Below are 21,361 nucleotides of genomic sequence, written 5' to 3' on the forward strand. Positions count from 1 at the left end.
CGATCGTGGGGCGTTTTGTCGCTTTTTTCGGGCGACTCGCAACCTGTTCGCCCACAGCGGAATCACGGCCTTCCGACACCCCATCAGCCCCCCAGGCCTGCACTCTCACCGGCGATTTGGACACCCGGCCAGCCTAGAGCCATGCACTGACATCCGCCCCGGTCACCGCACATCCACCCCCAAACGGCCCCCTGCCTCACGGTTCGGTACGCCCGTGCGTCAAACTGGTTTGTGATTGATCGCACTGTTTTACCGTCCGGCATGATGGGGAGCACGGTTCCCTGAACAGGCCGACAAGGAGAGAACTCGTGGACGACGTTCTGCGGCGCGCCCCGCTTTTCGCGGCGCTCGATGATGAGCAGGCCGCGGAGCTCCGCGCCTCGATGAGTGAGGTGACCCTCGCACGCGGCGACGCACTCTTCCACGAGGGCGACCCGGGCGACCGCCTCTATGTGGTCACCGAGGGCAAGGTGAAGCTGCACCGCACCTCCCCCGACGGGCGCGAGAACATGCTGGCGGTCCTCGGCCCCGGCGAGCTGATCGGCGAGCTGTCGCTCTTCGACCCGGGCCCGCGCACCGCCACCGCGACCGCGCTGACCGAGGTCAAGCTCCTCGGCCTCGGCCACGGCGACCTCCAGCCCTGGCTGAACGCCCGCCCCGAGGTGGCCACGGCCCTGCTGCGCGCCGTCGCCCGACGACTGCGCAAGACCAACGACCAGATGTCCGACCTGGTCTTCTCGGACGTACCGGGCCGTGTCGCCCGCGCCCTCCTCGACCTGTCGCGCCGCTTCGGCGTCCAGTCGGAAGAGGGCATCCATGTCGTTCACGACCTGACCCAGGAAGAGCTGGCCCAACTGGTCGGCGCCTCTCGTGAGACGGTCAACAAAGCACTCGCCGACTTCGCCGGACGCGGCTGGCTGCGCCTGGAGGCGCGCGCCGTGATCCTGCTGGATGTGGAGCGCCTGGCGAAGCGGTCCCGCTAGCCGGCCGACCGTACGCCGTCTCCGTACGCCGGCTCCGTACGCAAGGTCCTGCCGCACAGCGGGGCCTTGCGCGTGCGTGTGTCCTAGATCAGCCCGTGCTCGCTCAGGTACTCCAGCTGCGCCAGCACCGAGAGTTCCGCCGCGGGCCACAGGGACCGGTCCACGTCCGCGTACACCTGCGCCACCACCTCCGACGCCGTCCGGTGCCCGGCCTCGACCGCCGTCTCCACCTGGGCCAGCCGGTGCGCGCGGTGTGCGAGGTAGAACTCGACCACCCCCTGTGCGTCTTCCAGCACCGGGCCGTGCCCCGGCAACACCGTGTGCACGCCGTCGTCGACGGTCAGCGAGCGCAGCCTCCGCAGCGAGTCGAGATAGTCGCCAAGCCGCCCGTCCGGATGCGCGACGACCGTGGTGCCGCGTCCGAGGATCGTGTCCCCCGTCAGCACCGCCCGGTCGGCGGGCAGATGGAACGAAAGCGAGTCCGCGGTGTGTCCGGGGGTCGGCACGACGTGCAGCTCCAGTCCCCCGGTGGTGATCACATCGCCCGTGGTCAGGCCTTCGTCACCGAGGCGCAGCGCCGGGTCCAGGGCGCGCACCTTCGTACGGGTCAGCTCGGCGAAACGCGCCGCGCCCTCCGCGTGGTCGGGGTGCCCGTGGGTGAGCAGGGTGAGCGCGATCCGACGGCCTGCCCGCTCGGCGGTGTCGATGACGGCCCGCAGATGTGTGTCGTCCAGAGGTCCCGGGTCGATGACGACCGCGAGGTCGGAGTCGGGCTCGGCGACGATCCAGGTGTTGGTGCCGTCCAGCGTCATCGGTGAGGCGTTGGGGGCGAGGACGTTGACGGTACGGGTGGTGGCGGGCCCGGACAGAGCCCCGCCGCGAGGCTGTCCGGGCAGCGCGGCCGCGTCGCTCATCCGGCTTCACCTCCAGCACCATCGGCTCCGGCCCCGGCATCGTCACCGGTCGGCCCGCTCGGGAGGCACTTGGTGAACTCGTCGTGTCCCGGCCAGCTCAGCACCAACTCGTCACCCTCCAGCCGCGCCTGCGCGAGTACGGGGGTGAGGTCCTGGGAATCCGCCGCCTTCAGGGCCTCGGCAGCCGTCCCGTACGGCCTGAGCGCCCGCAGCGTCGCCACGGTCGGCGGCATCATCAGCAACTCGCCCCTGTCGTATCCCTCGGCCGCCTCGCCGGGCCCGATCCACACCGTGCGGTCGGCCTCCGTGGAAGCGTTGCGGGTGCGCTGGCCCTCGGGGAGCGCGGCGACGAAGAACCAGGTGTCGTAGCGGCGCGGTTCGAACTCGGGGGTGATCCAGCGCGCCCAGGCGCCCAGCAGATCGGAGCGCAGCACCAGACCGCGCCTGTCCAGGAACTCCGCGAAGGACAGCTCACGGGCGACCAGTGCCTCGCGGTCGGCCTCCCAGTCGGCGCCGGTGGTGTCGCTGACGACCGTGCCTTCGGTCGGCCCGGCGAGCAGGACGCCCGCCTCCTCGTACGTCTCACGGACCGCCGCGCAGACGATGGCCTGGGCCTCGGCCGGCGTATCGACGCCGAGCCGCTCGGCCCAGCTCGCCAGAGGGGGTCCCGCCCAGCCGACGAGCCGGTCGTCGTCGCGCGGGTCGACTCCACCACCCGGATAGGCGTACGCCCCGCCGGCGAAGGACATGGAGGCGCGGCGGCGCAGCATGTGGACGGTGGGGCCGCCCTCGGTGTCAGCGGCAGGGTCCCGGAGCAGCATCACGGTGGCGGCCCGCTTCGGGGTCGCGACCGTCAGCTCGCCTGCGGCGAGTGCCCGGATCCGGTCGGGCCATTCCGGTGGGTACCACTGACCATTCGACATGGCCGGAGGCTATCCGGAACCGCGCCAATGTTCGAGAGGCACATTGATCTGTACATGCCCCGTACACACGTGATCCCGCCCGGACGTCACGACCGGACGGGATCAGAGAGACGGGATCAGAGATTCGGCCGCGGACGGCAAGCGGATCGGGCGGCAGCGACCGCCGAAGGACGCGGACGCACGGCTCAGCACCGACGAACCGCGGCGGACCTACAGCTCAGGCCCCGACCAGCTCTACCTGGACCTCGACCTCCACCGGCGCGTCCAGCGGCAGCACCGCGACGCCCACCGCGCTGCGCGCGTGCACGCCCTGGTCGCCGAGCACCGCACCCAGCAGCTCACTGGCGCCGTTGATCACGGCGGGCTGCCCCGTGAAATCGGCTGCCGAGGCGACGAAGCCCACGACCTTCACGACGCGCGCGATCCGGTCCAGGTCGCCCGCGACGGACTTCACGGCAGCCAGCGCGTTGAGCGCGCAGGTCTTCGCCAGCTCCTTGGCCTCGTCGGGCGTGACCTCCGCACCGACCTTGCCGGTGACCGCGAGCTTGCCGTCCACCATCGGCAGCTGGCCGGAGGTGTACACGTACACCCCCGACCGCACGGCCGGCTGGTACGAGGCCAGCGGCGGCACGACGTTAGGCAGCGTCAGCCCGAGCTCGGCGAGCTTCGCCTCGACGGCGCCCGCCACTACGCCTTCTCCCGCTTCAGGTAGGCCACGAGCTGCTCGGGGTTGTTCGGGCCGGGAACGACCTGGACCAGCTCCCAGCCGTCCTCGCCCCAGGTGTCCAGAATCTGCTTGGTCGCGTGCACGAGAAGGGGCACGGTCGCGTATTCCCACTTGGTCATGGCCCGACTGTAATGCCTGGCGCACGCAGCCTCGTGCGTAGCCCGCGGCCCGACTGGTTAGGCTCGAATACGTGAGCAGGTTCCAGGTCGTCAGCGGCAAGGGCGGTACCGGTAAGACCACGGTCGCCGCCGCCCTCGCGCTCGCCCTCGCGACCGAGGGCAGGCGCACCCTCCTCGTCGAGGTCGAGGGCAGGCAGGGCATCGCCCAGCTCTTCGAGACGGAGTCCCTTCCGTACGAGGAGCGCAAGATCGCCGTCGCGCCGGGTGGCGGCGAGGTGTACGCCCTCGCGATCGACGCGGAGCGTGCCCTTCTCGACTACCTTCAGATGTTCTACAAACTCGGCAGCGCGGGCCGGGCTCTCAAGAAGCTCGGCGCGATCGACTTCGCCACCACGATCGCGCCCGGTGTACGGGACGTGCTGCTGACCGGCAAGGCCTGCGAAGCCGTACGCCGCAAGGACAAGCAGAACCGGTACGTCTACGACTACGTGATCATGGACGCTCCGCCCACCGGCCGCATCACCCACTTCCTCAATGTGAACGACGAGGTGGCAGGGCTGGCCCGGATCGGCCCGATCCACAATCAGGCGCAGGCCGTGATGCGAGTGCTGAAGTCCCCCGAGACCGCGGTCCATCTGGTGACACTGCTTGAGGAGATGCCGGTCCAGGAGACCACCGACGGCATCGCGGAGCTGCGGGACGCCGAACTGCCGGTCGGCCGGGTCATCGTGAACATGGTGCGACCGCATCTGTTGGACGAGGAAGCGCTGCGCACCGCCGCGGGCGGCCGCCGCAGGGAGATCGCCAAGGCGCTGACCCGGGCGGGCGTGACCGGCTCCGCGGGACTCGTACGCCCCCTGGTCGAGCAGGCCGCCCAGCATGCTCAGCGGGTCGAGCTGGAGCGCGAGCAGCGTGCGGTGCTGGCGGGCCTGGAGCTGCCGGGGTACGAACTCCCGCTGATCGGCGAGGGAATGGACCCGGCCGGGCTCTACGACCTGGCGACCGAGCTCCGCAAACAGGGCGTGGGTGACGGGGCGGACGAAGGGACGGGACCAGGGGTGGGACAAGGGGTGGGTACATGACACAGGGCACGGACGCGGACACGGCCACGGACGCGGCCGCGGCCGCAACCGCGGCCACGGAGAAGGCCACCTCCGCGGCCGAAACCAAGGCCACCACACCCGCACCCGCACTGGACACCGACGCGCTGCTCGACGATCCCGGCATCCGGATCATCGTGTGCTGCGGTTCGGGCGGGGTCGGCAAGACCACGACCGCCGCGGCGCTGGGCGTACGGGCGGCCGAGCGCGGCCGTAAGGTCGTCGTCCTCACCATCGACCCGGCCCGCAGGCTCGCTCAGTCCATGGGCATCGACTCGCTGGACAACATCCCGCGCCGGGTGCCGGGCATCACGGGCGAGGGCGACGGGGAACTACACGCCATGATGCTCGACATGAAGCGGACCTTCGACGAGATCGTCGAGGCGCACGCGGACGGCGAGCGGGCCCGCGCGATCCTGGAGAACCCGTTCTACCAGTCGCTGTCGGCCGGTTTCGCGGGCACGCAGGAGTACATGGCGATGGAGAAGCTCGGCCAGCTGCGCGCGCGCAGCGAGTGGGATCTGATCATCGTCGACACTCCGCCGTCGCGCTCCGCGCTGGACTTCCTGGACGCACCGAAGCGGCTCGGTTCGTTCCTGGACGGAAAGTTCATCAAGCTGCTGATGGCCCCGGCAAAGATGGGCGGCCGGGCCGGGATGAAGTTCCTCAATGTCGGTATGTCGATGATGACCGGCACCCTCGGCAAGCTGCTCGGCGGTCAGTTCTTGCGCGACGTGCAGACCTTCGTGGCGGCGATGGACACCATGTTCGGCGGCTTCCGCACCCGGGCCGACGCCACGTACAAACTGCTGCAGGCACCCGGTACGGCGTTCCTCGTCGTCGCGACACCGGAGCCGGACGCACTGCGCGAGGCGGCGTACTTCGTGGAACGGCTGGCCGCGGAGGAAATGCCGCTGGCCGGCCTGGTACTCAACCGCGTCCATGGCAGCGACGCCTCCCAGCTCTCCGCCGAGCGCGCCCTGGCAGCCGCAGAAAATCTTGACGGGGTCGGCATTGTGGATCAGACGGCCGGGAAGGCTGGACTTCGTGACCCGGACGACTGGCCGGTCTCCTCTCCCGGAGCCGTTGTCACCGCCGCCCCCGCCGATCCTGCTGAACAGACTGCCGAGCACGAGGACATCGAAGACCGCCAGCCAGAGCCCGAAGCAGATCCCGAACCAGATCTCAAACCAGGTCCTGAGGCCGCTTCCGTAGAGCAGCTGACCGCGGGCCTCCTGCGCCTGCATGCGGAACGGATGCAGGTAGTCGCGCGCGAACAGCGCACACGCGACCGCTTCACCGCGCTGCACCCCGAGGTCGCCGTGGCCCAAGTGGCCGCGCTGCCCGGTGACGTACATGATCTCGCAGGGCTTCGGGCCATCGGGAACCGGCTCGCGACCGGTTCCAACCCGGCCGGAGCTGCGTAGCCGTCCGTCGCGCCCTACCCCACTGCGGCGTAACTCTCGTGCAGTTCTTCGTCGTCCAGCCCGATCGCCACGGGCAGGATGCCCGTGGACTGCTCGTACTCGCTGCGTGCGGTCTCCAGCAGTCTGCGCCAGGACGTGACGGTGGGTCGCCTGCGCAGCAGCGCGCGACGCTCCCGCTCCGTCATTCCACCCCACACGCCGAATTCGACGCGATTGTCCAGCGCATCAGCCAGGCACTCGGTCCGCACCGGGCATCCGGTGCACACTGCCTTGGCCCTGTTCTGCGCTGCCCCTTGTACGAACAGTTCATCCGGATCGGTAGTGCGGCAGGCTGCCTGCGCACTCCAGTCGGTTACCCAGCCCATCACGGCGCCGTCCTCTCCCGAATCGAGGCTCCCCCACGGCGGTAGCGGCATATTCACCGCTGCCAGTTGAGGACGTTACGGAAGGCGGCGACAGCACAACACCCCCTTCGGGCCCAATCTTGAATGGCCCGAACGGACTATGCGTATGCGGCAGATCACCCAGGGGAGTGAGGTGAGGACATACGAAAACATCCCCGCAGAATTGGGACAGTTCCCCTGGATCACAACGGACGTTCGATGACACAGGAGGCGAATTCGGGAGCGCCTGAACTCGTGGCCGGATCGCGCATGGGGTTGATACGGAACGGGACTGCCGTGACAGTTGAGAGCAGCTTAGGCCAAGGCATATACGCGTGTCCGGCGAATGAGAACGTAGGCTGCCCCCATGCCAAAGAAGCACTCGGGCGGGGGTCTCACGACGACCCAGCAGGCCGCCAAGTTCCTCGGTGTCGCCGCACTTTCCGGAGTTGTGCTTGCGGGCATCGCGCTGCCGGCCGCCGGAGCACTGGGTCTGGCCACCAAGGGGACGGTCGAAGGATTTGACGAGATCCCGGCCAATCTCCGGACTCCGCCGCTGAGTCAGCGCACCGCCATCCTGGACAGCAAAGGCGGAATGATCGCCTCGGTGTACTCGCGCGACCGCACGGTGGTCGAGCTGAAGGACATCTCGCCGTATATGCAAAAGGCGATTGTGGCGATCGAGGACGCCCGCTTCTACGAGCACGGGGCGGTCGACCTCAAGGGCATCCTGCGCGCGCTGAACCGCAATGTGCAGACGGGCGGGACCACTGAGGGCGCCTCGACCCTCACACAGCAGTATGTGAAGAACGTCTTCGTCGAGGAGGCCGGTGACGACCCGGACAAGGTCGCGCAGGCCACTCAGCAGACCCTGGGCCGCAAGATCCAGGAGCTGAAATACGCGATCCAGGTCGAGGAGAAGCTCGGTAAGAAGCGGATCCTGGAGAACTACCTGAACATCACCTTCTTCGGACAGCAGGCGTACGGCGTCGAGGCCGCCTCCCAGCGCTACTTCTCCAAGTCGGCGAAGGACCTGACGCTGGAGGAGGCCGCACTGCTGGCCGGCCTCGTGCAGTCGCCGAGCCGCTACGACCCGGTCAATGACACGGCAGAGGCGACCGAGCGCCGCAACACCGTGCTCCAGCGCATGGCCGACGTCGGTGACATCACACAGGTCGAGGCCGACAAGGCGAAGGCGAACCCGATCAAGCTGAAGGTGACGAAGCCGAAGAACGGCTGCATCACGGCCGTCAGCGGCGCCGCCTTCTTCTGTGACTACGTACGCCACGTCTTCCTCTCCGACCCGGTCTTCGGAAAGACCAAGGAGGACCGGGCCAAGATCTGGAACCGGGGCGGTCTGACGATACAAACGACGCTCGACCCGCAGTCCCAGCAGTCGGTGCAGAACTCGATCAAGAACCACGTCTACAAGTCGGACAAGGTCGCGACCGCCGTGACGCTGGTCCAGCCGGGCACCGGCAAGATCATGGGAATGGGGCAGTCCAAGCCATACGGCTTCGGTCCCAACGAGACCCAGTACAACTACTCGGTCAACAAGAGCATGGGCGGCTCGAACTACGGCTTCCCGACCGGTTCGACGTTCAAGCCCTTCCTTGCCGCCGCGGCCGTAGAGGGCGGCAAGCCGGCCACCCAGAGCTACCCGTCGCCGTACGAGATGGACTACCCGGACACGGTGCAGTCCTGCGGGAAGCCGTGGGTCAACGACGGCGTGCCGAAGTATCACCTGGAGAACGAGGACGAGTCCGAGACGGGGCCGTACCCGCTGAAGGTGGCGATGGAGAAGTCTGTCAACACCTACTTCGTGCAGATGCTCCAGGACATCGGCATGTGTCCGGTCTCGCAGATGACCGACAAGCTGGGCGTGGTGCAGGGCGACGGCACCAAGCTTCCGCAAAACCCGTCCACGCTGACCCTCGGTTCCAACGGCCTGTCGCCGCTGACGATGGCCGGCGCGTACGCCGCCTTCGCCAACCGCGGTACGTACTGCACGCCGATCGCCATCGAGTCGGTCAACACGGCGGACGGCACCTCGCTCCCCGTGCCGAAGACCACCTGCTCGCAGGCGATGTCGCAGACGACAGCGGACACCATAAACACCCTGCTGCGCGGCGTGGTCGACTCCGGCACGGGCCAGGAGGCCGGTCTCCAGAGCCGCGACAACGCGGGCAAGACCGGTACGACCGACGGCCGCAAGAACGCCTGGTTCGTCGGCTACACGCCGAACATGTCCGGCGCGGTCTGGGTCGGCAGCCCGTCCCAGAGCGTCGAGATGGAGCACATCACCATCGGTGGCGTGTACCAGGACAAGGTGTACGGCGGACAGGTCCCCGGACCGATCTGGCGTGACGCGATGACGGGCGCCCTCAATGGAGTGGCCGCCCCCGCCTTCACCACCGTCAACATCCCGGACCAGCCGCAGGACGGGGGCGAGGACGAGGGCGGGGACAGGGACAGGCCGGGAGACGGGGGCGACGAGCCCGGCAGGAAGCCCGGCGACAAAAACCCGTTCCCCGGCACCAACGGCGGCCGGCACGGTCAGACCAACGGCGGCACGCAAGGCCCCTGACCCTTGCGGCTCACGACATAAAGGTGGGGCGCCCCGGATCTGGATCGATCCGGGGCGCCCCACCTTCGTATGTCCGTATCCGTACGCCTACCTGTACCTGTCCGTATCCGTACGCCTACCTGTACCTGTACGTCTGCCCGTACCCGTACGTCGCGCGGCCTCAGCCCGCCAGGAGCTTCTTCACCGCGGCGGCCACCCGGCCGCCGTCCGCGCGCCCCGCGACCTTCGGGTTCACGATCTTCATGACGGCGCCCATCGCCCGCGGCCCCTCGGCCCCGGCGGCCTTGGCCTCGTCGACGGCGGACGCCACGATCGCACCCAGCTCGTCATCGCTCAGCTGCTTCGGCAGATACGCGTCAAGCAGCTCGCCCTCCGCCTTCTCGCGCTCGGCCTGCTCGGTCCGGCCGCCCTGGGCGAAGGCCTCGGCCGCCTCGCGGCGCTTCTTCGCCTCCCTGGCGATCACCTTCTGCACCTCGTCGTCGGAGAGCTCACGCGACGTCTTGCCGCTGACCTCCTCCTTGGTGATGGCGGTGAGGGTCAGCCGGAGCGTGGACGAGGTCAGCTCGTCACGCGCCTTCATGGCCGTGGTGAGGTCTTCCTTGAGCTTGGACTTGAGCGTGGTCATGTGCTGATTGTGGCAGGTACGGGGTGCCCACCGCCCGCCGGTTTTTCTCCCGCCGTACGGTGTCTGCGACGATGGGCGCATGCGCGCACGCTACGGAGTACCCCTGAAAGTCACGGCAGTCGGCGCAGCGGTCGGCGCAGTCGGCCTCGCCTACGCTGCCGGATTCGAGGCCCGCTCGTTCCGCCTGCGGCGGGTCACCATCCCCGTACTCCCGCACGGGGCACGCCCGTTGCGCGTGCTGCAGGTCTCCGACATCCACATGGTGAGCGGCCAGCGCAAGAAGCGGGCCTGGCTGCAGTCGCTGGCCGGCCTGCGCCCCGACTTCGTCGTGAACACCGGCGACAACCTCTCCGACCCTGAGGCCGTACCGGAGCTGCTCGACGCCCTCGGCCCGCTGATGGAGCTGCCGGGTGTGTACGTCTTCGGCTCCAACGACTACTACGGCCCCAAGCTCCGCAACCCTGCCCGCTACCTCTTCGAGAAGGCCCAGGGCAAGCACGGCCTCAACGGGAACACCCCCGCGGTCGGCGTCGTCCACAACCCGTGGGAGCCGATGCGTGACGCGTTCGACGAGGCGGGCTGGCTGGGCCTGTCCAACACCCGCGGCCACCTCAAGATCGACGGTCTGGAGATCGCCTTCACCGGCCTGGACGACCCGCACATCAAGCGCGACCGCTACGCGGAGGTGGCGGGCGGGCCCGAGACCGGCGCCGACCTCTCCGTCGGCGTGGTCCACGCCCCCTACCTGCGCTCCCTCGACGCCTTCACGATGGACGGTTACCCCCTGATCCTGGCCGGTCACACCCACGGCGGCCAGCTCTGCATCCCCTTCTACGGAGCCCTGGTCACCAACTGCGACCTGGACACGGACCGGGTCAAGGGCCTCTCCACCCACTCCGTCGAGGACCGCCGCGCCTATCTCCACGTCTCCGCAGGCTGCGGCACCAACCGCTACACCCCGGTCCGCTTCGCCTGCCCCCCCGAGGCGACCCTGCTGACCCTGGCGCCCCAGGACTGAGGATCCGCGGCCCCCTCGCCCTCAGCTGCACAAAAAACGGATTTCGTCTGCGGGCGTGGGTGGGCTAAAGTAATCGATGTCGCCAGGACATCGGCGGCGATCGGGGTGTAGCGCAGCTTGGCAGCGCGCTTCGTTCGGGACGAAGAGGTCGTGGGTTCAAATCCCGCCACCCCGACAGCTGAAACACCAGGTCAGGGGCCTGATCCACTCAGTGGATCAGGCCCCTGACTCGTTCCCGGAGATCGTTTGGGAGAAATCTGGGAGAAGATCTTGGTCGGCTTCTCCCAGGCGGGGCGACAACCTCCGTCCGAGGTCCGTCAGATCCGGGCGTCTCACAACTGCACGTCCGCACATTCCAGTCTGGGCTCGTGGACCCGGCCACCAGCGTTGCCATCGGACTCTTGAAACGTCGCGGTCGCCCAGGGCGCCACGGCTGTGAAGAAAAGGGAAGGCGGGAACCGACGGAACGTTGGCAGGATGTCCGAACTCAACACCCGATGGGAAAGGACCTGCCGGCTATGGCTCGTGCCATCACGTTGATCCGTTCTGCCTCCCTGCCCGAGATCGCCGAGTATGCCTACGCGGCCACGGCGCCCGCCGAGTCACGCCTGATCTTCCTCGCCGGGGCGTGTCCGCTGAACGATGACGGCTCCACGGCAGCGATCGGTGACTACGCGGGGCAGGCAATGAAGGCCATCGAGAGCATGAAGGCTGCGCTCGCTGCCTCAGGTGCGTCACTCCAGGACGTCATCAGTACAAGGGTTCTCGTCGCGTCGGCCCGGCGAGAGGACCTGGTGGCTGCCTGGGAGGTAGTCCGGGACTCGTTCGCTGACCATGACGTCCCAAGCACCTTGATGGGCGTCACCGTGCTCGGCTACAAGGACCAACTCGTCGAGATCGAGGCCGTCGCCGCCGTGCTCGATTCCTGAGCCCACCGACACACTGTGGCGGCATGATCAGCAGCCTTCACCAACGGCATCCCGATGCTGCGCTGGCAAAAGATCCAGTGTCTCCCGAACTCATCAACAGCACCCTCTGTGGATTGAGGCGCGTCCCAAACCCATCGACATGCGACTTCGCTACTGCTGCTCGATAAAGCCGGAGCACGTGTCCTGCCTCACTCAACGGAGTCGGTTTCTCAACGAACCGAGTCGCTCGGGTTTCTGTCTCAGCGAACCTAGCCGCGCCGCTAAGGGCGCTGGGGGTGCTGGGGGTGCTGGATGGCTGTACCGGCCGGGGTGGGTCAGGCGGGGCTGGCACATCACGTTGTCGTACGTCCGTTGCTGATCCCCACCGAGCCGCACACCGCCCCCCTCAAGCGATCTCGATGCTGAGTTGGGAACCCAGCTCCTCAAAACCCAAAGCGGCCGCAACACGCCGGGAGGCGGGAGGGCGCGCGCGCCACTGCGGCATCAGCCCGACAGCAAGAGCATGAGCAACCGCCGCTGAGCCCGTCACCCGTGCCAGCCCTCGCCCTCGCGCTTCTGGCGCCGTCAGCACGCCGATATGGGCTGTCTGTCTCGGCCAGACCTGATATCCCGCAGCAGCAACCACCCGACCATGCTCGCGAACCACGAACGCGGGCGACGTAATCTCGTCCAGACCAGCCTCGCTGGCGTCGTCATGCCCAGCCACCTGCTGCAAGCTCTGCAAATCCGGATGAGCGGCTGACAGTCGCTCCACCGTCAACGCACCAGCTTCCACCGGCCGGAAACCCGCCGAAGACACATATGACAGCGACGCCGGCCCGAGCACCCGAACCACCGGAAGGGCCTCCCGGACCAACGCGCTATCCACGACGGCCTCCACTGGCAGTCTCCCCAGCGCGTCACCAACGATCACGGCGGTACTGTCACTCGGCGCGGTTACGATCGCTGATCCGCCCAGAGCTACCACTCCGACCCAACCAACCGGGCACAACCCGGACCGCGGAGAGACCACCACGTTCACACCGCCCGGCGGGACGAACGACGCCGGCACCTGGGCCAGGTCCTCCCAGAGCTCACGGGCTCGGACCACCAACGTATTTATCGCCATCATCGGGGTACCGCTATTCGGGCCTGGGCGGACAGCCGGTGCGGCAGCACGCCGTGCGCGGTGCGCTCGCCATCGAGGGCGCCGCACAGGATGCGGTGTTCGACGGTCGTGGTGATTCGGTCGGTCACGTCGGCGCTTCCCTACGCGGGTGGCGCGCTCTGCCCGTCAGGGCTCACGCCCCTGTGACCACGGCCGCGAAGGCATCCAGGTTGCCCGACATGCGCGCGAGGCGCTCGTCCAGCGTCAGGGACTCTTCGTACCGCCCTGAACGCAGCTTCGGCTGCCGCTTTCCCCGCAGATACAGGGAGCAGGCGAGGTCCGCGCAGATGTAGATACCGACCGTGTTGCCCTCGCGGCCACGGGCGCCCGCCAAGGGGGCAGCGAGCAAGGTGACCCCGGAGGAAGCGTGACCTGTCAGGCAGATCTGGCACATGCTGGACTTCACGGCACTGGTTCGCCTCATGGACGGTATACGCAGAGAGATCCCCAACGGCCCCTGCGCCCGGGGCACCACGAGATGTGCCCGCAGCGGCGCTCCCGGATCCACCCACCCCAAGAAGTCGAGGTCCTCCCACGGCAGTTCAGCGAAGTCGAGTGGCAGCCGCAGCCGCACCGCCTCGCCCTTGGTGCAGTTCACGAAAGATGAGCGGATCTGTTTCTCACTGAGCGGTTCCACGGGCGTCGAGCCTACGTCCGCCCCGGCCGGCCCGCACCTCAATATTCGCCTTATCCGCCGGACAAGGCCCGCATCAGGCGGATGCTCGGGGCAACAGCACTCGCCCGCCCCCTGGAGCGCCACGACGTTCGACGCGCGAGGCATCGTCATAGGGATCGGGGAGAGATGCGTTGACGAGCGGCCCGTCACCGGCCACCCCCGCGGCAGCGATGGTGCACATGACGACGAGCTGGGTGTGGTCCTGGACGTAGAGGTCAAGGAAACGGCCGGGTTCCTCCTGGGCAGTGTCCCGCCGAGAGCACCCAGCCAGCCTCTCCTCAATACCGAACATGCTCCCCGGCGTCCGTAGGCCAAAGCACGCTCGACAGCAACCGCCCGACATGCACCTTTCGCACTCACATGCGAATCTGGTACTGGCCCATCGTCCGAGATCCGCTACAGGAGGCACGATCGTGGGCAAGAAGCAGAGTCGGCAGAACCGTGGTGCCCGCACCGGCGGCCACGAACGCAGCGCTGCTCCGGAAACAAAGGAACGGATGCAGCCAACGGCTGCCCAGGACCCGGTGCGCTCGATCTCAGAGCAGGTCTCTCACCGGAAGCAGCGGAGGTTCGGCCACAACTGATCCTCGTAGAGATCCACGACAACCGCCCTCTGGGGTGGCTTCCCCACATTGGGGTGCCACCCCAGAGGGCGGTTTTGTCGCGCCCTACGGCTTGACCCGTCCACCGGCCCGGAGCGGTCGCGAGCACCGATGTGCGGGGCGGGGCCGACGCCGTCGGCGGTCCACCGGTGCGGGGCCGACGCGGGGCGGCGGACGCGGGGGCCGAGCGACGGGCCATGCGGGGCCTGAGCGACGGGCTGCCCGAGGCGCGTAAGCGCGCTGCGATCCGCTTCGGGTGAGGAGCGAATTCCGCACAAAGAGGCGTAGGCGGGGGAATGCCGCGCCAGGCCCGCCCACGCCGGGGCGGCAACACCCACGGCAGACGTCAACCCGCTCAGGCGCCCCACAGATGCGCGATCGGCTCCGCGAGCCCTGCCGGGCCCGAGCGTGCTCGCACGGTCGCCGAGGCGCGCGCCTTGCGTACCTTGCCCTCCTTGCGCACCTTGCCTGCCATGCCCGCCATAGGCGGTCGCCTCCTCAGTACGAACTGTGCACCCAGGTGCGGACTGCCGTCCGAAGTGTCCGCTCCGTGCGCGGTGAGCGTGAACCGCATCTCGGTGAACAGGTCACCGCAGACTTCGAGTTCGGCTCCGAACCGCAAACTCCGAGTTCGGCCCCGCCCCGCATCACGGAGGCCCGCGCCGTCACCCGGACACGCAGATTCCGCACGAGGATCCAGGTGCTCCTGGTGTTTATCCACGCACGGAGCCAACACGACCGAACGATCATTCAGGCATATCAGACCAGTTCTTACGTAGCTATTACCGGCGAGTACCAACAGCTGCTAGAAACGTGGCGCTCCATCAACCCCCCACCCACCCCCCACACTTCGGAGGGCTGACAGCCATGTCAGTACGGAGATTCTGGGCGTCCGCATCCACTCTGGTCCTCGCCACCGTGGCCGCTCTGGGCGTCGCCCAGCCGGCCTCGGCAGCCTCCTCGGCCGCCGCAGGCGGGTACGTCGCGCTCGGCGACTCGTACTCGTCCGGCGTCGGCGCGGGGAGCTACCTCTCCGACAGCGGCGACTGCCGCCGCAGCACCAACGCCTACCCCTACCTCTGGGCAGCTGCGAACTCACCTTCCTCTTTCGCCTTCGTCGCCTGCTCGGGCGCCACGACGAGTTCGGTGGCCGACAGCCAGCTGGGCGCACTGAGTTCGTCCACGGGCCTGGTCAGCGTCACCGCGGGCGGCAATGACGTCGGCTTCGCCGATGTCATGCAGGACTGCGTACTGGCCAGCGAGGCCACCTGCCTGAGCAGCGTGAGTTCAGCCGTCTCGCAGATGCAGAACTCGCTTCCGTCCGGGCTGAGTTCGCTCTACGGTTCCATCCGGTCGCGGGCCCCACAGGCGCATGTCGTAGTGCTGGGCTACCCCCGCTTCTACCAGCTGAGCGGCAGCTGCATCGCCGGGCTCTCGGAGAAGGAGCGGACGGCCATCAACAACGCGTCCGACGCCCTGAACGGTGTCATCGCCAAGCAGGCGGCCAACGCCGGGTTCACGTTCTCCAGCGTGGCGGACGAGTTCACCGGACATGAGCTGTGCTCCGGCGACGCATGGCTCCACAGTGTGTCGATCCCGATCTACAACTCGTACCACCCCAAGGCCGCCGGACAGTCCGGCGGCTATCTTCCGGCCTTCCGCTCGGCCACGTAGGACGCGGACGACGGAGGTACAGGGGTGCGGCGGGCCGCCGGGAGACTTGCGGCAGCCCGCTGCACCCCCGCTGCGTTCAGGCACGGGCGTGATGCGTTCGGGCACAAGTGCGGTGCCAGACCGACGACGTGCGCGGCGCCATGCCGGGCCCATGAGAGGGTGTCGACCCCGATGTGGCACTGAAGATGCAGCAGCGACTTGCCCGTCACATCCCCGACCTCGGCGAGTTCGAAGTCGCGCAGGACGTCCTTGCCGGAGCGGAAGGAGTCGAGGTCGTAGTAGTCGCTCGCGGTGTGGATCGGGACTCGCTCGTCCCAGAGCGCCCGGTTGGCGGCGTACCAGTCGGCGGGCGTCGTCGCATGCATGCCCGGAAGGTTATCCACAGGCTGCGGACGGCGCGAACGAATTGTCGGCGTTCCGGCGCAGAATGGGGGGCATGACTGAGATCACTGGCTCGACGGCTCCCACTGCTCCGGCGACCGCTTCCGTACCAGCGACCGCTTCCGTACCGAAGTGGGAGCAGCGTTTCAGGGCGCCGCGGGTGTCGTTGCCCGACTGGGCGGAGGACGCGCCGGACCGCGCGCTGTTCGTCTCCAATGCCACGGGGACGCACGAGCTGTACGCATGGGACCGCGCCACCGGCGAGCAGCGCCAGGTGACCGACCGGCCGAACGGGACGACGGACGGTGTGCTGACACCGGACGGCGAGTCGATCTGGTGGTTCAGCGACACCGATGGGGACGAGTTCGGGGTGTGGATGCGCCAACCGTTCCGCGGCGGCGCGGGCGAGGAGGCGGCGGACGAGCCGGCGGCACCCGGTCTCGGTGCCTCGTACCCGGCCGGGCTCGCGCTCGGACGTGACGGCACGGCGGTGATCGGCCGTTCGACCGACGAGGACGGGACGACGATCCATGTCGTTCGGCCCGGGGCCGCGCCAGTCGAGATCTACCGCCACCGCGAGTCGGCGGGCGTCGGTGACCTCTCGTACGACGGGACGCTGATCGCCCTGGAGCACACCGAACACGGCGATGCGATGCACTCCGCGCTGCGGGTGGTGCGGCCGGACGGGTCGACGGTCGCCGAGCTGGACGACACCGAGGGCGGTACGAAGGAGCTGGGTCTGTCCGTGCTGGGCTTCGCCCCCGTCGCCGGGGACACGAGGCTGCTGGTCGGGCATCAGCGGCGGGGCCGCTGGGAGCCGATGATCTGGGATCCGATGACGGGCACGGAAACGGACCTCGCGATCGATCTGCCCGGTGATGTGGGCGCCGAGTGGTATCCGGACGCCTCCGCGCTGCTGATCGTGCATGGCTTCGAGGCCCGCAGCGACCTGTGGCGCTACGAGCCGGGGGCGGGCACCGCCCCCGTCCGGGTGGAGACCCCGGCCGGTTCAGTGTCGGGTGCCACGGCCCGGCCGGACGGCACGGTGGAGTACCTGTGGTCGTCGGCCTCGCAGCCGCCCGTCATCCGGTCCACCTCAGGTGCGGTGGTGCTCGATCCGCCCGGCTTGAAGGCCCCGGCGTCCGTGCCGGTTGAGGACGTCTGGGTGGACGGGCCCGGGGGCCGCGTCCACGCACTCGTGCAGCGGCCCGCCGCCCCGGCCGTGGGGCCGTTCCCCACCGTCTTCGAGATCCACGGCGGCCCGACCTGGCACGACAGCGACGCCTTCGCGTCCGGTCCCGCCGCCTGGGTGGACCACGGCTACGCGGTCGTCCGGGTCAACTACCGCGGCTCCACCGGATACGGCCGCGCCTGGACGGACGCGCTCAAGCACCGGGTCGGCCTGATCGAGCTGGAGGACATCGCCGCGGTACGGGAGTGGGCGGTGAAGTCCGGGCTCGCGGACCCGGCGAGGATGGTCCTGGCCGGTGGCTCCTGGGGCGGCTACCTGACCCTGCTCGGCCTCGGTACGCAGCCGGACGACTGGGCCCTGGGCCTGGCGGCGGTCCCGGTCGCCGACTACGTCACGGCGTATCACGACGAGATGGAGGACCTGAAGGCGATGGACCGCACACTGCTGGGCGGCACGCCGGAGGAGGTTCCCGAGCGCTTCGAGGCATCGTCCCCGCTGACGTATGTCGACGCCGTCCGGGCACCGGTCTACATCTCAGCGGGCGTCAACGACCCGCGCTGTCCGATCCGCCAGGTCGAGAACTACGTGGACCGATTGAAGGGCCGTGACGCGGTTCACGAGGTCTACCGGTACGACGCGGGACACGGTTCGCTCGTCGTGGAGGAGCGAATCAAGCAGTTCCGCCTGGAACTCGACTTCGCCCAGCGCCACCTGGCCACGGGTGGCGCCCCCGCCCCTTCGGGCCTGTCCGAGGGAGGTTCGGGCCTGTCCGAGGAAAGTGAGTAGGGGCGCCCGTTCCCTCCCGCGCTGAACCCCCACCACCGGTCGCCGCAAGTCTGTCCGGTGTTGGTGGACAGAACCGGTGTCCCGTCACCGGGGGATAATCCGCTCGGGGGGCCGGTTCGAGCCCGTCCGGCGATCGAGGACGGAGCGGTGGCAGGCGGACAGCGCGGCGCGGCGGGGCACCCCGCGCCGGGCGGCCGGAGCGGAGACCGTACCGTGGAGGGGTGTACCGGTTCCTGCTGACCCCGCGATGGTGGGGGATCAACCTCTTCGTCGTGCTGGCCATCCCGTTCTGCATCTTCATGGGCACCTGGCAGCTCGGCCGCTTCGAGGACCGCGTGCAGACGCACAAGGCCGCCGAGAAGCAGCCGGCCCCGGGCACGAGGGCCGCCAAGCCGATCGACGACCTCCTGCCCGTCGACACGGAGACCTCCGGCCGCCCCGCCACCGCCACCGGCCAATACGCCGACCAGTTCCTGGTGCCCGGCCGGAAGTTGGACGACAAGAGCGGCTTCTACGTCCTGAACATGCTCCGTACGGACAGCGGCAAGGCCCTGCCGGTGGTACGCGGCTGGCTGCCCGGCGAGCCCGGCCACACCGCCGTGCCCGCCGCGCCTACCGGCAGGGTCACGGTGACCGGCGACCTCCAGGCGTCCGAGAACGCCGGCACCGCGGGCGTCGACACCGCGGGCGGGCTCCCCGACGGCCAGCTCGGCATGATCAGCGCCGCGTCCCTGGTCAACCTCGTCCCGTACGACGTCTACGACGCATGGGTGACGCTCCAGGACACCGGCACCACCAGCGCGCTGCGTCCCGTACCGCCCGCCGCGCCGCAGGGCACCGGGCTCGATCTGCAGGCCTTCCAGAACCTCGGCTACACCGGCGAGTGGTTCGTCTTCGCCGGGTTCGTTCTCTTCATGTGGTTCCGGCTGGTCCGCCGCGAGGCCGAAGCGACACGGGACCTGAAGCTGGGCCTCATCAAAGACACAGACACGAACACAAACGCGGAGGCCGATCCCGCCGACCCCAAAGTGGGCGCCGGCACCGTCTGAAGGCATACGCACGTGAGGGGGCCCGCCGAATCGACCGGCGGGCCCCCTCACACATTCGTCGTGCGTCGTGCGTCGTCGCCCCTGCGTCATGTCGTGGGGGCCAGCACCCCTGTCCGGTAGATCGTGCCCGCGCAGGCATTAGCGATTGTCGTCTCCGCGACCGGTGCCCCCGCATCCGGCGTGTGCGTCACGGCGACGCTGCCGTCCAGCGTGCTGCTGCCGTCCTCGCTGCCGAACTGCGGAGCCGTCTCCGTGGTCCCGTCATCGGTACCCATGCCGGTACCGGCGCTGGTGCTGCCACCCGCGGTGTCCGCGCCACCCGTCGGTGTCGGGCTCGGTGAGCCTCCGCCGGTCGGACAGGTGTCCTTCGGCACCCAGGCGAACTTCACCTCGTACGCCATGGACGGCTTCAGCAGCATCGTCCCCTGCTCCTGCGAGGGGTCGGGCAGCCCGGCCGCCGCGTCGCCCGCGGTGTGCTGAACGACCGTGATCTCAGCCGGGTCGGCCGCGCCCATCGCCTGGAAGCCCACGCTGCCGCTGCCGCTCACCGAACAGTCCGTATCGGACACATTGGCGATCCGGAAGGTGCCGTACACCGTGCCGTCGGCACCGGCCGCGCCCGCCTCTGCCAAGGCGACACCGAGCTGTCCCGCGTTGCAGTTCGGCATGGAGGCGACTGCGGAGCCGGCCGGATCGTCGCCTCCGCCGCCCAGGTTGCCATCGGTGCCCTGGTCATGACTGTCGAAGGGACTGCTCGTGCTCGCGGGCTGGTTCTTGCCCCCGTCGGCCTGCCCGTCGGTGCTGCCGCCGCTGCTCTTCCCGTCGGCTTCAGAGCCGTTCTCGGTGCCGTTGCCGCCCTGCGCCTGCTCACCGTGCCCGGCTATCGCAGGGTTGGCGGTGCTCAAGCCCTCGGATTTCGCGACATGGACGAAGGCGGGGACCGCCGTGCCGATGAGCAGCGCCGCCGCCGCCAACCCGACGACGGCCTGCCGCCGCTTGGCGCGCCGGGCGGGCACCGCGCGGTGCAGATGGTCGAGGGTGCCGTCGCTGGGTTCGATGTGCTGGACGGCCCCACGCAACATGCGGCGCAGCGCGACCTCGTCCATATCCGAAACATCACCCATATCCGAAACGTCACCGCCGCCCGAGCCGGACGCCGATCCCGCACCCGCGCCGAAGAGGCTGCTCAGCCCCCCAAGCGCTGCAGTCTCAGCGGTCCCAGTGGTCCCAGAGGCCCCGGAGCTCGCGTCGCCCTCGCCGAGGTCACCGCCATCGGCACCCACCCCGTCCGCTCCCTCCACGGACACAAGTTCCCGATCGGTATCCGTATCCGTAACCGAGTTCGCGTCCGGGGTGTTCTCCGGCCCGTGGTTCACAATTCCGTTTCCAGTCCGGTCAATCCGAGGCTCATTCTCCTGGCCGTTCTCGTCCCTGCGGTCGCGCCGACTCATCCCTGCGCCTCCATCACGACACGCAGCGCCGCGATCCCACGGGAGCCGTAGGCCTTGACCGAGCCCAGGGATATCCCCAGCGTCTCGGCCACCTGAGCCTCCGTCATGTCCGCGAAGTATCGCAGCACCAGCACCTCCCGCTGGCGCCGTTGCAGCCCCCGCATCGCTTTGATCAGCGCATCCCGCTCCAACTGGTTGTACGCGCCCTCCTCCGCGCTCGCCATGTCCGGCATGGGCTTGGAGAGCAGCTTCAACCCGAGGATGCGGCGGCGCAGCGCGGAGCGTGACAGATTGACGACAGTCTGGCGCAGATACGCGAGTGTCTTCTCACGGTCCCGTACCCGGTTGCGCGCCGAGTGCACACGGATGAACGCCTCCTGCACCACGTCCTCACATGAGGCGGTGTCGTCCAGGAGCAGAGCCGCGAGGCCGAGCAGCGAACGGTAGTGCGCACGATAGGTCTCGGTGAGATGGTCGACCGTGGTTCCGGCAGCCACGCTCTCCTCAGCGCCCTCGCGCTGCGACGGAAGCCGTGCTGGACGCGCAGCGGGCATGGGCGCAATCACCGGCATACCGCCGGGCGCGCGGGGCCGTCTGAGCGGACGCACCGAAGCGCCACGCAAGGGGCCCACCACTGTGATATCGAGAACCTCTGCCACGCCAGTTGG

The 21,361-nt window shown here is 68.8% G+C and carries 22 protein-coding genes, 1 tRNA gene and 1 pseudogene; 11 read left to right on the forward strand and 13 right to left on the reverse strand.

What is annotated here, in order from left to right; genetic code table 11:
* Positions 1–308: 308 nt before the first annotated feature.
* Positions 309–983, forward strand: a complete 675-nt coding sequence (locus ACZ3IC_RS15305; RefSeq protein WP_014046869.1) for a Crp/Fnr family transcriptional regulator — start codon at positions 309–311, stop codon at positions 981–983.
* Positions 984–1,066: 83 nt separating this feature from the next.
* Here the strand turns inward: ACZ3IC_RS15305 and ACZ3IC_RS15310 are convergent, their stop codons facing one another.
* The 4 genes from ACZ3IC_RS15310 to ACZ3IC_RS15325 all read right to left on the reverse strand — a co-directional run bounded on the left by ACZ3IC_RS15310 (position 1,067) and on the right by ACZ3IC_RS15325 (position 3,666).
* Entirely contained in the window at positions 1,067–1,897 is an 831-nt protein-coding gene (locus tag ACZ3IC_RS15310; RefSeq protein WP_467416354.1) for an MBL fold metallo-hydrolase, read from the reverse strand.
* The gene (locus tag ACZ3IC_RS15315) at positions 1,894–2,820 is read right to left on the reverse strand and encodes an NUDIX hydrolase (protein WP_467416357.1); all 927 of its coding nucleotides are present in this window, start codon (positions 2,818–2,820) and stop codon (positions 1,894–1,896) included. Before ACZ3IC_RS15315 ends, ACZ3IC_RS15310 begins: the two co-directional genes overlap by 4 nt.
* Positions 2,821–3,037: 217 nt before the next feature.
* The gene (locus ACZ3IC_RS15320; protein ID WP_467416359.1) at positions 3,038–3,508 is read right to left on the reverse strand and encodes a RidA family protein; all 471 of its coding nucleotides are present in this window, start codon (positions 3,506–3,508) and stop codon (positions 3,038–3,040) included.
* Entirely contained in the window at positions 3,508–3,666 is a 159-nt protein-coding gene (locus tag ACZ3IC_RS15325) for a DUF4177 domain-containing protein (protein ID WP_003967454.1), read from the reverse strand. The genes ACZ3IC_RS15320 and ACZ3IC_RS15325 overlap by 1 nt, the downstream gene beginning before the upstream one ends.
* A gap of 71 nt (positions 3,667–3,737) precedes the next feature.
* Here ACZ3IC_RS15325 and bagA point away from each other — a divergent pair, with 71 nt between their 5' ends.
* Together bagA and bagB are read left to right on the forward strand one after the other, a co-directional pair.
* Positions 3,738–4,748, forward strand: a complete 1,011-nt coding sequence (bagA, locus tag ACZ3IC_RS15330) for an ATPase BagA (RefSeq protein WP_467416361.1) — start codon at positions 3,738–3,740, stop codon at positions 4,746–4,748.
* Positions 4,745–6,193 (forward strand): ATPase BagB, encoded by a 1,449-nt coding sequence (bagB, locus tag ACZ3IC_RS15335; RefSeq protein WP_467416363.1) that lies wholly within the window; start codon positions 4,745–4,747, stop codon positions 6,191–6,193. Before bagA ends, bagB begins: the two co-directional genes overlap by 4 nt.
* A 14-nt stretch (positions 6,194–6,207) precedes the next feature.
* On the opposite strand, the gene ACZ3IC_RS15340 is transcribed toward bagB, so the two are convergent.
* Positions 6,208–6,558, reverse strand: a complete 351-nt coding sequence (locus tag ACZ3IC_RS15340; RefSeq protein WP_467416704.1) for a WhiB family transcriptional regulator — start codon at positions 6,556–6,558, stop codon at positions 6,208–6,210.
* 385 nt (positions 6,559–6,943) lie between these two features.
* Here ACZ3IC_RS15340 and ACZ3IC_RS15345 point away from each other — a divergent pair, with 385 nt between their 5' ends.
* Complete coding sequence (locus tag ACZ3IC_RS15345) at positions 6,944–9,163, forward strand: transglycosylase domain-containing protein (protein ID WP_467416364.1); 2,220 nt, start codon at positions 6,944–6,946, stop codon at positions 9,161–9,163.
* Between the two features lie 160 nt (positions 9,164–9,323).
* Here the strand turns inward: ACZ3IC_RS15345 and ACZ3IC_RS15350 are convergent, their stop codons facing one another.
* A complete protein-coding gene (locus tag ACZ3IC_RS15350; protein ID WP_467416366.1) occupies positions 9,324–9,788 on the reverse strand; it encodes a GatB/YqeY domain-containing protein in 465 nt (154 codons plus the stop codon).
* A gap of 79 nt (positions 9,789–9,867) precedes the next feature.
* On the opposite strand from ACZ3IC_RS15350, the gene ACZ3IC_RS15355 reads away from it, so the two are divergent.
* The 3 genes from ACZ3IC_RS15355 (at position 9,868) to ACZ3IC_RS15365 (ending at position 11,735) form a co-directional block, all read left to right on the forward strand.
* Positions 9,868–10,806, forward strand: coding sequence for a metallophosphoesterase (locus ACZ3IC_RS15355; RefSeq protein WP_467416368.1), 939 nt, complete (start codon positions 9,868–9,870; stop codon positions 10,804–10,806).
* A 101-nt stretch (positions 10,807–10,907) separates the two neighbouring features.
* Positions 10,908–10,981: transfer RNA gene (locus ACZ3IC_RS15360), tRNA-Pro, on the forward strand.
* A 343-nt stretch (positions 10,982–11,324) separates the two neighbouring features.
* Positions 11,325–11,735 carry a RidA family protein gene (locus tag ACZ3IC_RS15365; RefSeq protein WP_467416371.1) on the forward strand — a complete coding sequence of 137 codons (411 nt, stop codon included), beginning with the start codon at positions 11,325–11,327 and terminating at the stop codon, positions 11,733–11,735.
* A 385-nt stretch (positions 11,736–12,120) separates the two neighbouring features.
* Here ACZ3IC_RS15365 and ACZ3IC_RS15370 read toward each other — a convergent pair whose 3' ends face one another.
* The 3 genes from ACZ3IC_RS15370 to ACZ3IC_RS15380 form a co-directional block, all read right to left on the reverse strand.
* Positions 12,121–12,648: a GNAT family N-acetyltransferase gene (locus tag ACZ3IC_RS15370; RefSeq protein ID WP_467416373.1), complete on the reverse strand. Its 528-nt coding sequence runs from the start codon at positions 12,646–12,648 to the stop codon at positions 12,121–12,123.
* Between the two features lie 194 nt (positions 12,649–12,842).
* Entirely contained in the window at positions 12,843–12,971 is a 129-nt protein-coding gene (locus ACZ3IC_RS15375; RefSeq protein WP_467416374.1) for a hypothetical protein, read from the reverse strand.
* A 44-nt stretch (positions 12,972–13,015) separates the two neighbouring features.
* Positions 13,016–13,519, reverse strand: a complete 504-nt coding sequence (locus ACZ3IC_RS15380) for an FBP domain-containing protein (RefSeq protein ID WP_467416377.1) — start codon at positions 13,517–13,519, stop codon at positions 13,016–13,018.
* A 452-nt stretch (positions 13,520–13,971) separates the two neighbouring features.
* Here ACZ3IC_RS15380 and ACZ3IC_RS15385 point away from each other — a divergent pair, with 452 nt between their 5' ends.
* Positions 13,972–14,142 carry a hypothetical protein gene (locus tag ACZ3IC_RS15385; protein WP_467416379.1) on the forward strand — a complete coding sequence of 57 codons (171 nt, stop codon included), beginning with the start codon at positions 13,972–13,974 and terminating at the stop codon, positions 14,140–14,142.
* Positions 14,143–14,515: 373 nt separating this feature from the next.
* On the opposite strand, the gene ACZ3IC_RS15390 is transcribed toward ACZ3IC_RS15385, so the two are convergent.
* On the reverse strand, positions 14,516–14,782 hold the full coding sequence (locus ACZ3IC_RS15390; protein WP_467416380.1) for a hypothetical protein: 267 nt from the start codon (positions 14,780–14,782) through the stop codon (positions 14,516–14,518).
* Positions 14,783–15,027: 245 nt separating this feature from the next.
* Here ACZ3IC_RS15390 and ACZ3IC_RS15395 point away from each other — a divergent pair, with 245 nt between their 5' ends.
* A complete protein-coding gene (locus ACZ3IC_RS15395; protein ID WP_467416383.1) occupies positions 15,028–15,834 on the forward strand; it encodes an SGNH/GDSL hydrolase family protein in 807 nt (268 codons plus the stop codon).
* Positions 15,835–15,950: 116 nt separating this feature from the next.
* On the opposite strand, the pseudogene ACZ3IC_RS15400 reads toward ACZ3IC_RS15395, so the two are convergent.
* A pseudogene (locus ACZ3IC_RS15400) lies at positions 15,951–16,199 on the reverse strand (SAM-dependent methyltransferase); the annotation flags it as partial.
* A 71-nt stretch (positions 16,200–16,270) separates the two neighbouring features.
* Here ACZ3IC_RS15400 and ACZ3IC_RS15405 point away from each other — a divergent pair.
* Both ACZ3IC_RS15405 and ACZ3IC_RS15410 read left to right on the forward strand, forming a co-directional pair.
* On the forward strand, positions 16,271–18,193 hold the full coding sequence (locus ACZ3IC_RS15405) for a S9 family peptidase (protein ID WP_467416385.1): 1,923 nt from the start codon (positions 16,271–16,273) through the stop codon (positions 18,191–18,193).
* A gap of 221 nt (positions 18,194–18,414) precedes the next feature.
* A complete protein-coding gene (locus tag ACZ3IC_RS15410; RefSeq protein WP_467416386.1) occupies positions 18,415–19,242 on the forward strand; it encodes an SURF1 family protein in 828 nt (275 codons plus the stop codon).
* An 86-nt stretch (positions 19,243–19,328) separates the two neighbouring features.
* On the opposite strand, the gene ACZ3IC_RS15415 is transcribed toward ACZ3IC_RS15410, so the two are convergent.
* Together ACZ3IC_RS15415 and ACZ3IC_RS15420 are read right to left on the reverse strand one after the other, a co-directional pair.
* Complete coding sequence (locus tag ACZ3IC_RS15415; RefSeq protein ID WP_467416389.1) at positions 19,329–20,693, reverse strand: hypothetical protein; 1,365 nt, start codon at positions 20,691–20,693, stop codon at positions 19,329–19,331.
* The gene (locus ACZ3IC_RS15420; protein WP_467416392.1) at positions 20,690–21,265 is read right to left on the reverse strand and encodes a SigE family RNA polymerase sigma factor; all 576 of its coding nucleotides are present in this window, start codon (positions 21,263–21,265) and stop codon (positions 20,690–20,692) included. Before ACZ3IC_RS15420 ends, ACZ3IC_RS15415 begins: the two co-directional genes overlap by 4 nt.
* Positions 21,266–21,361 lie beyond the last annotated feature (96 nt).

Source organism: Streptomyces sp. NPDC002958 (assembly GCF_055563255.1).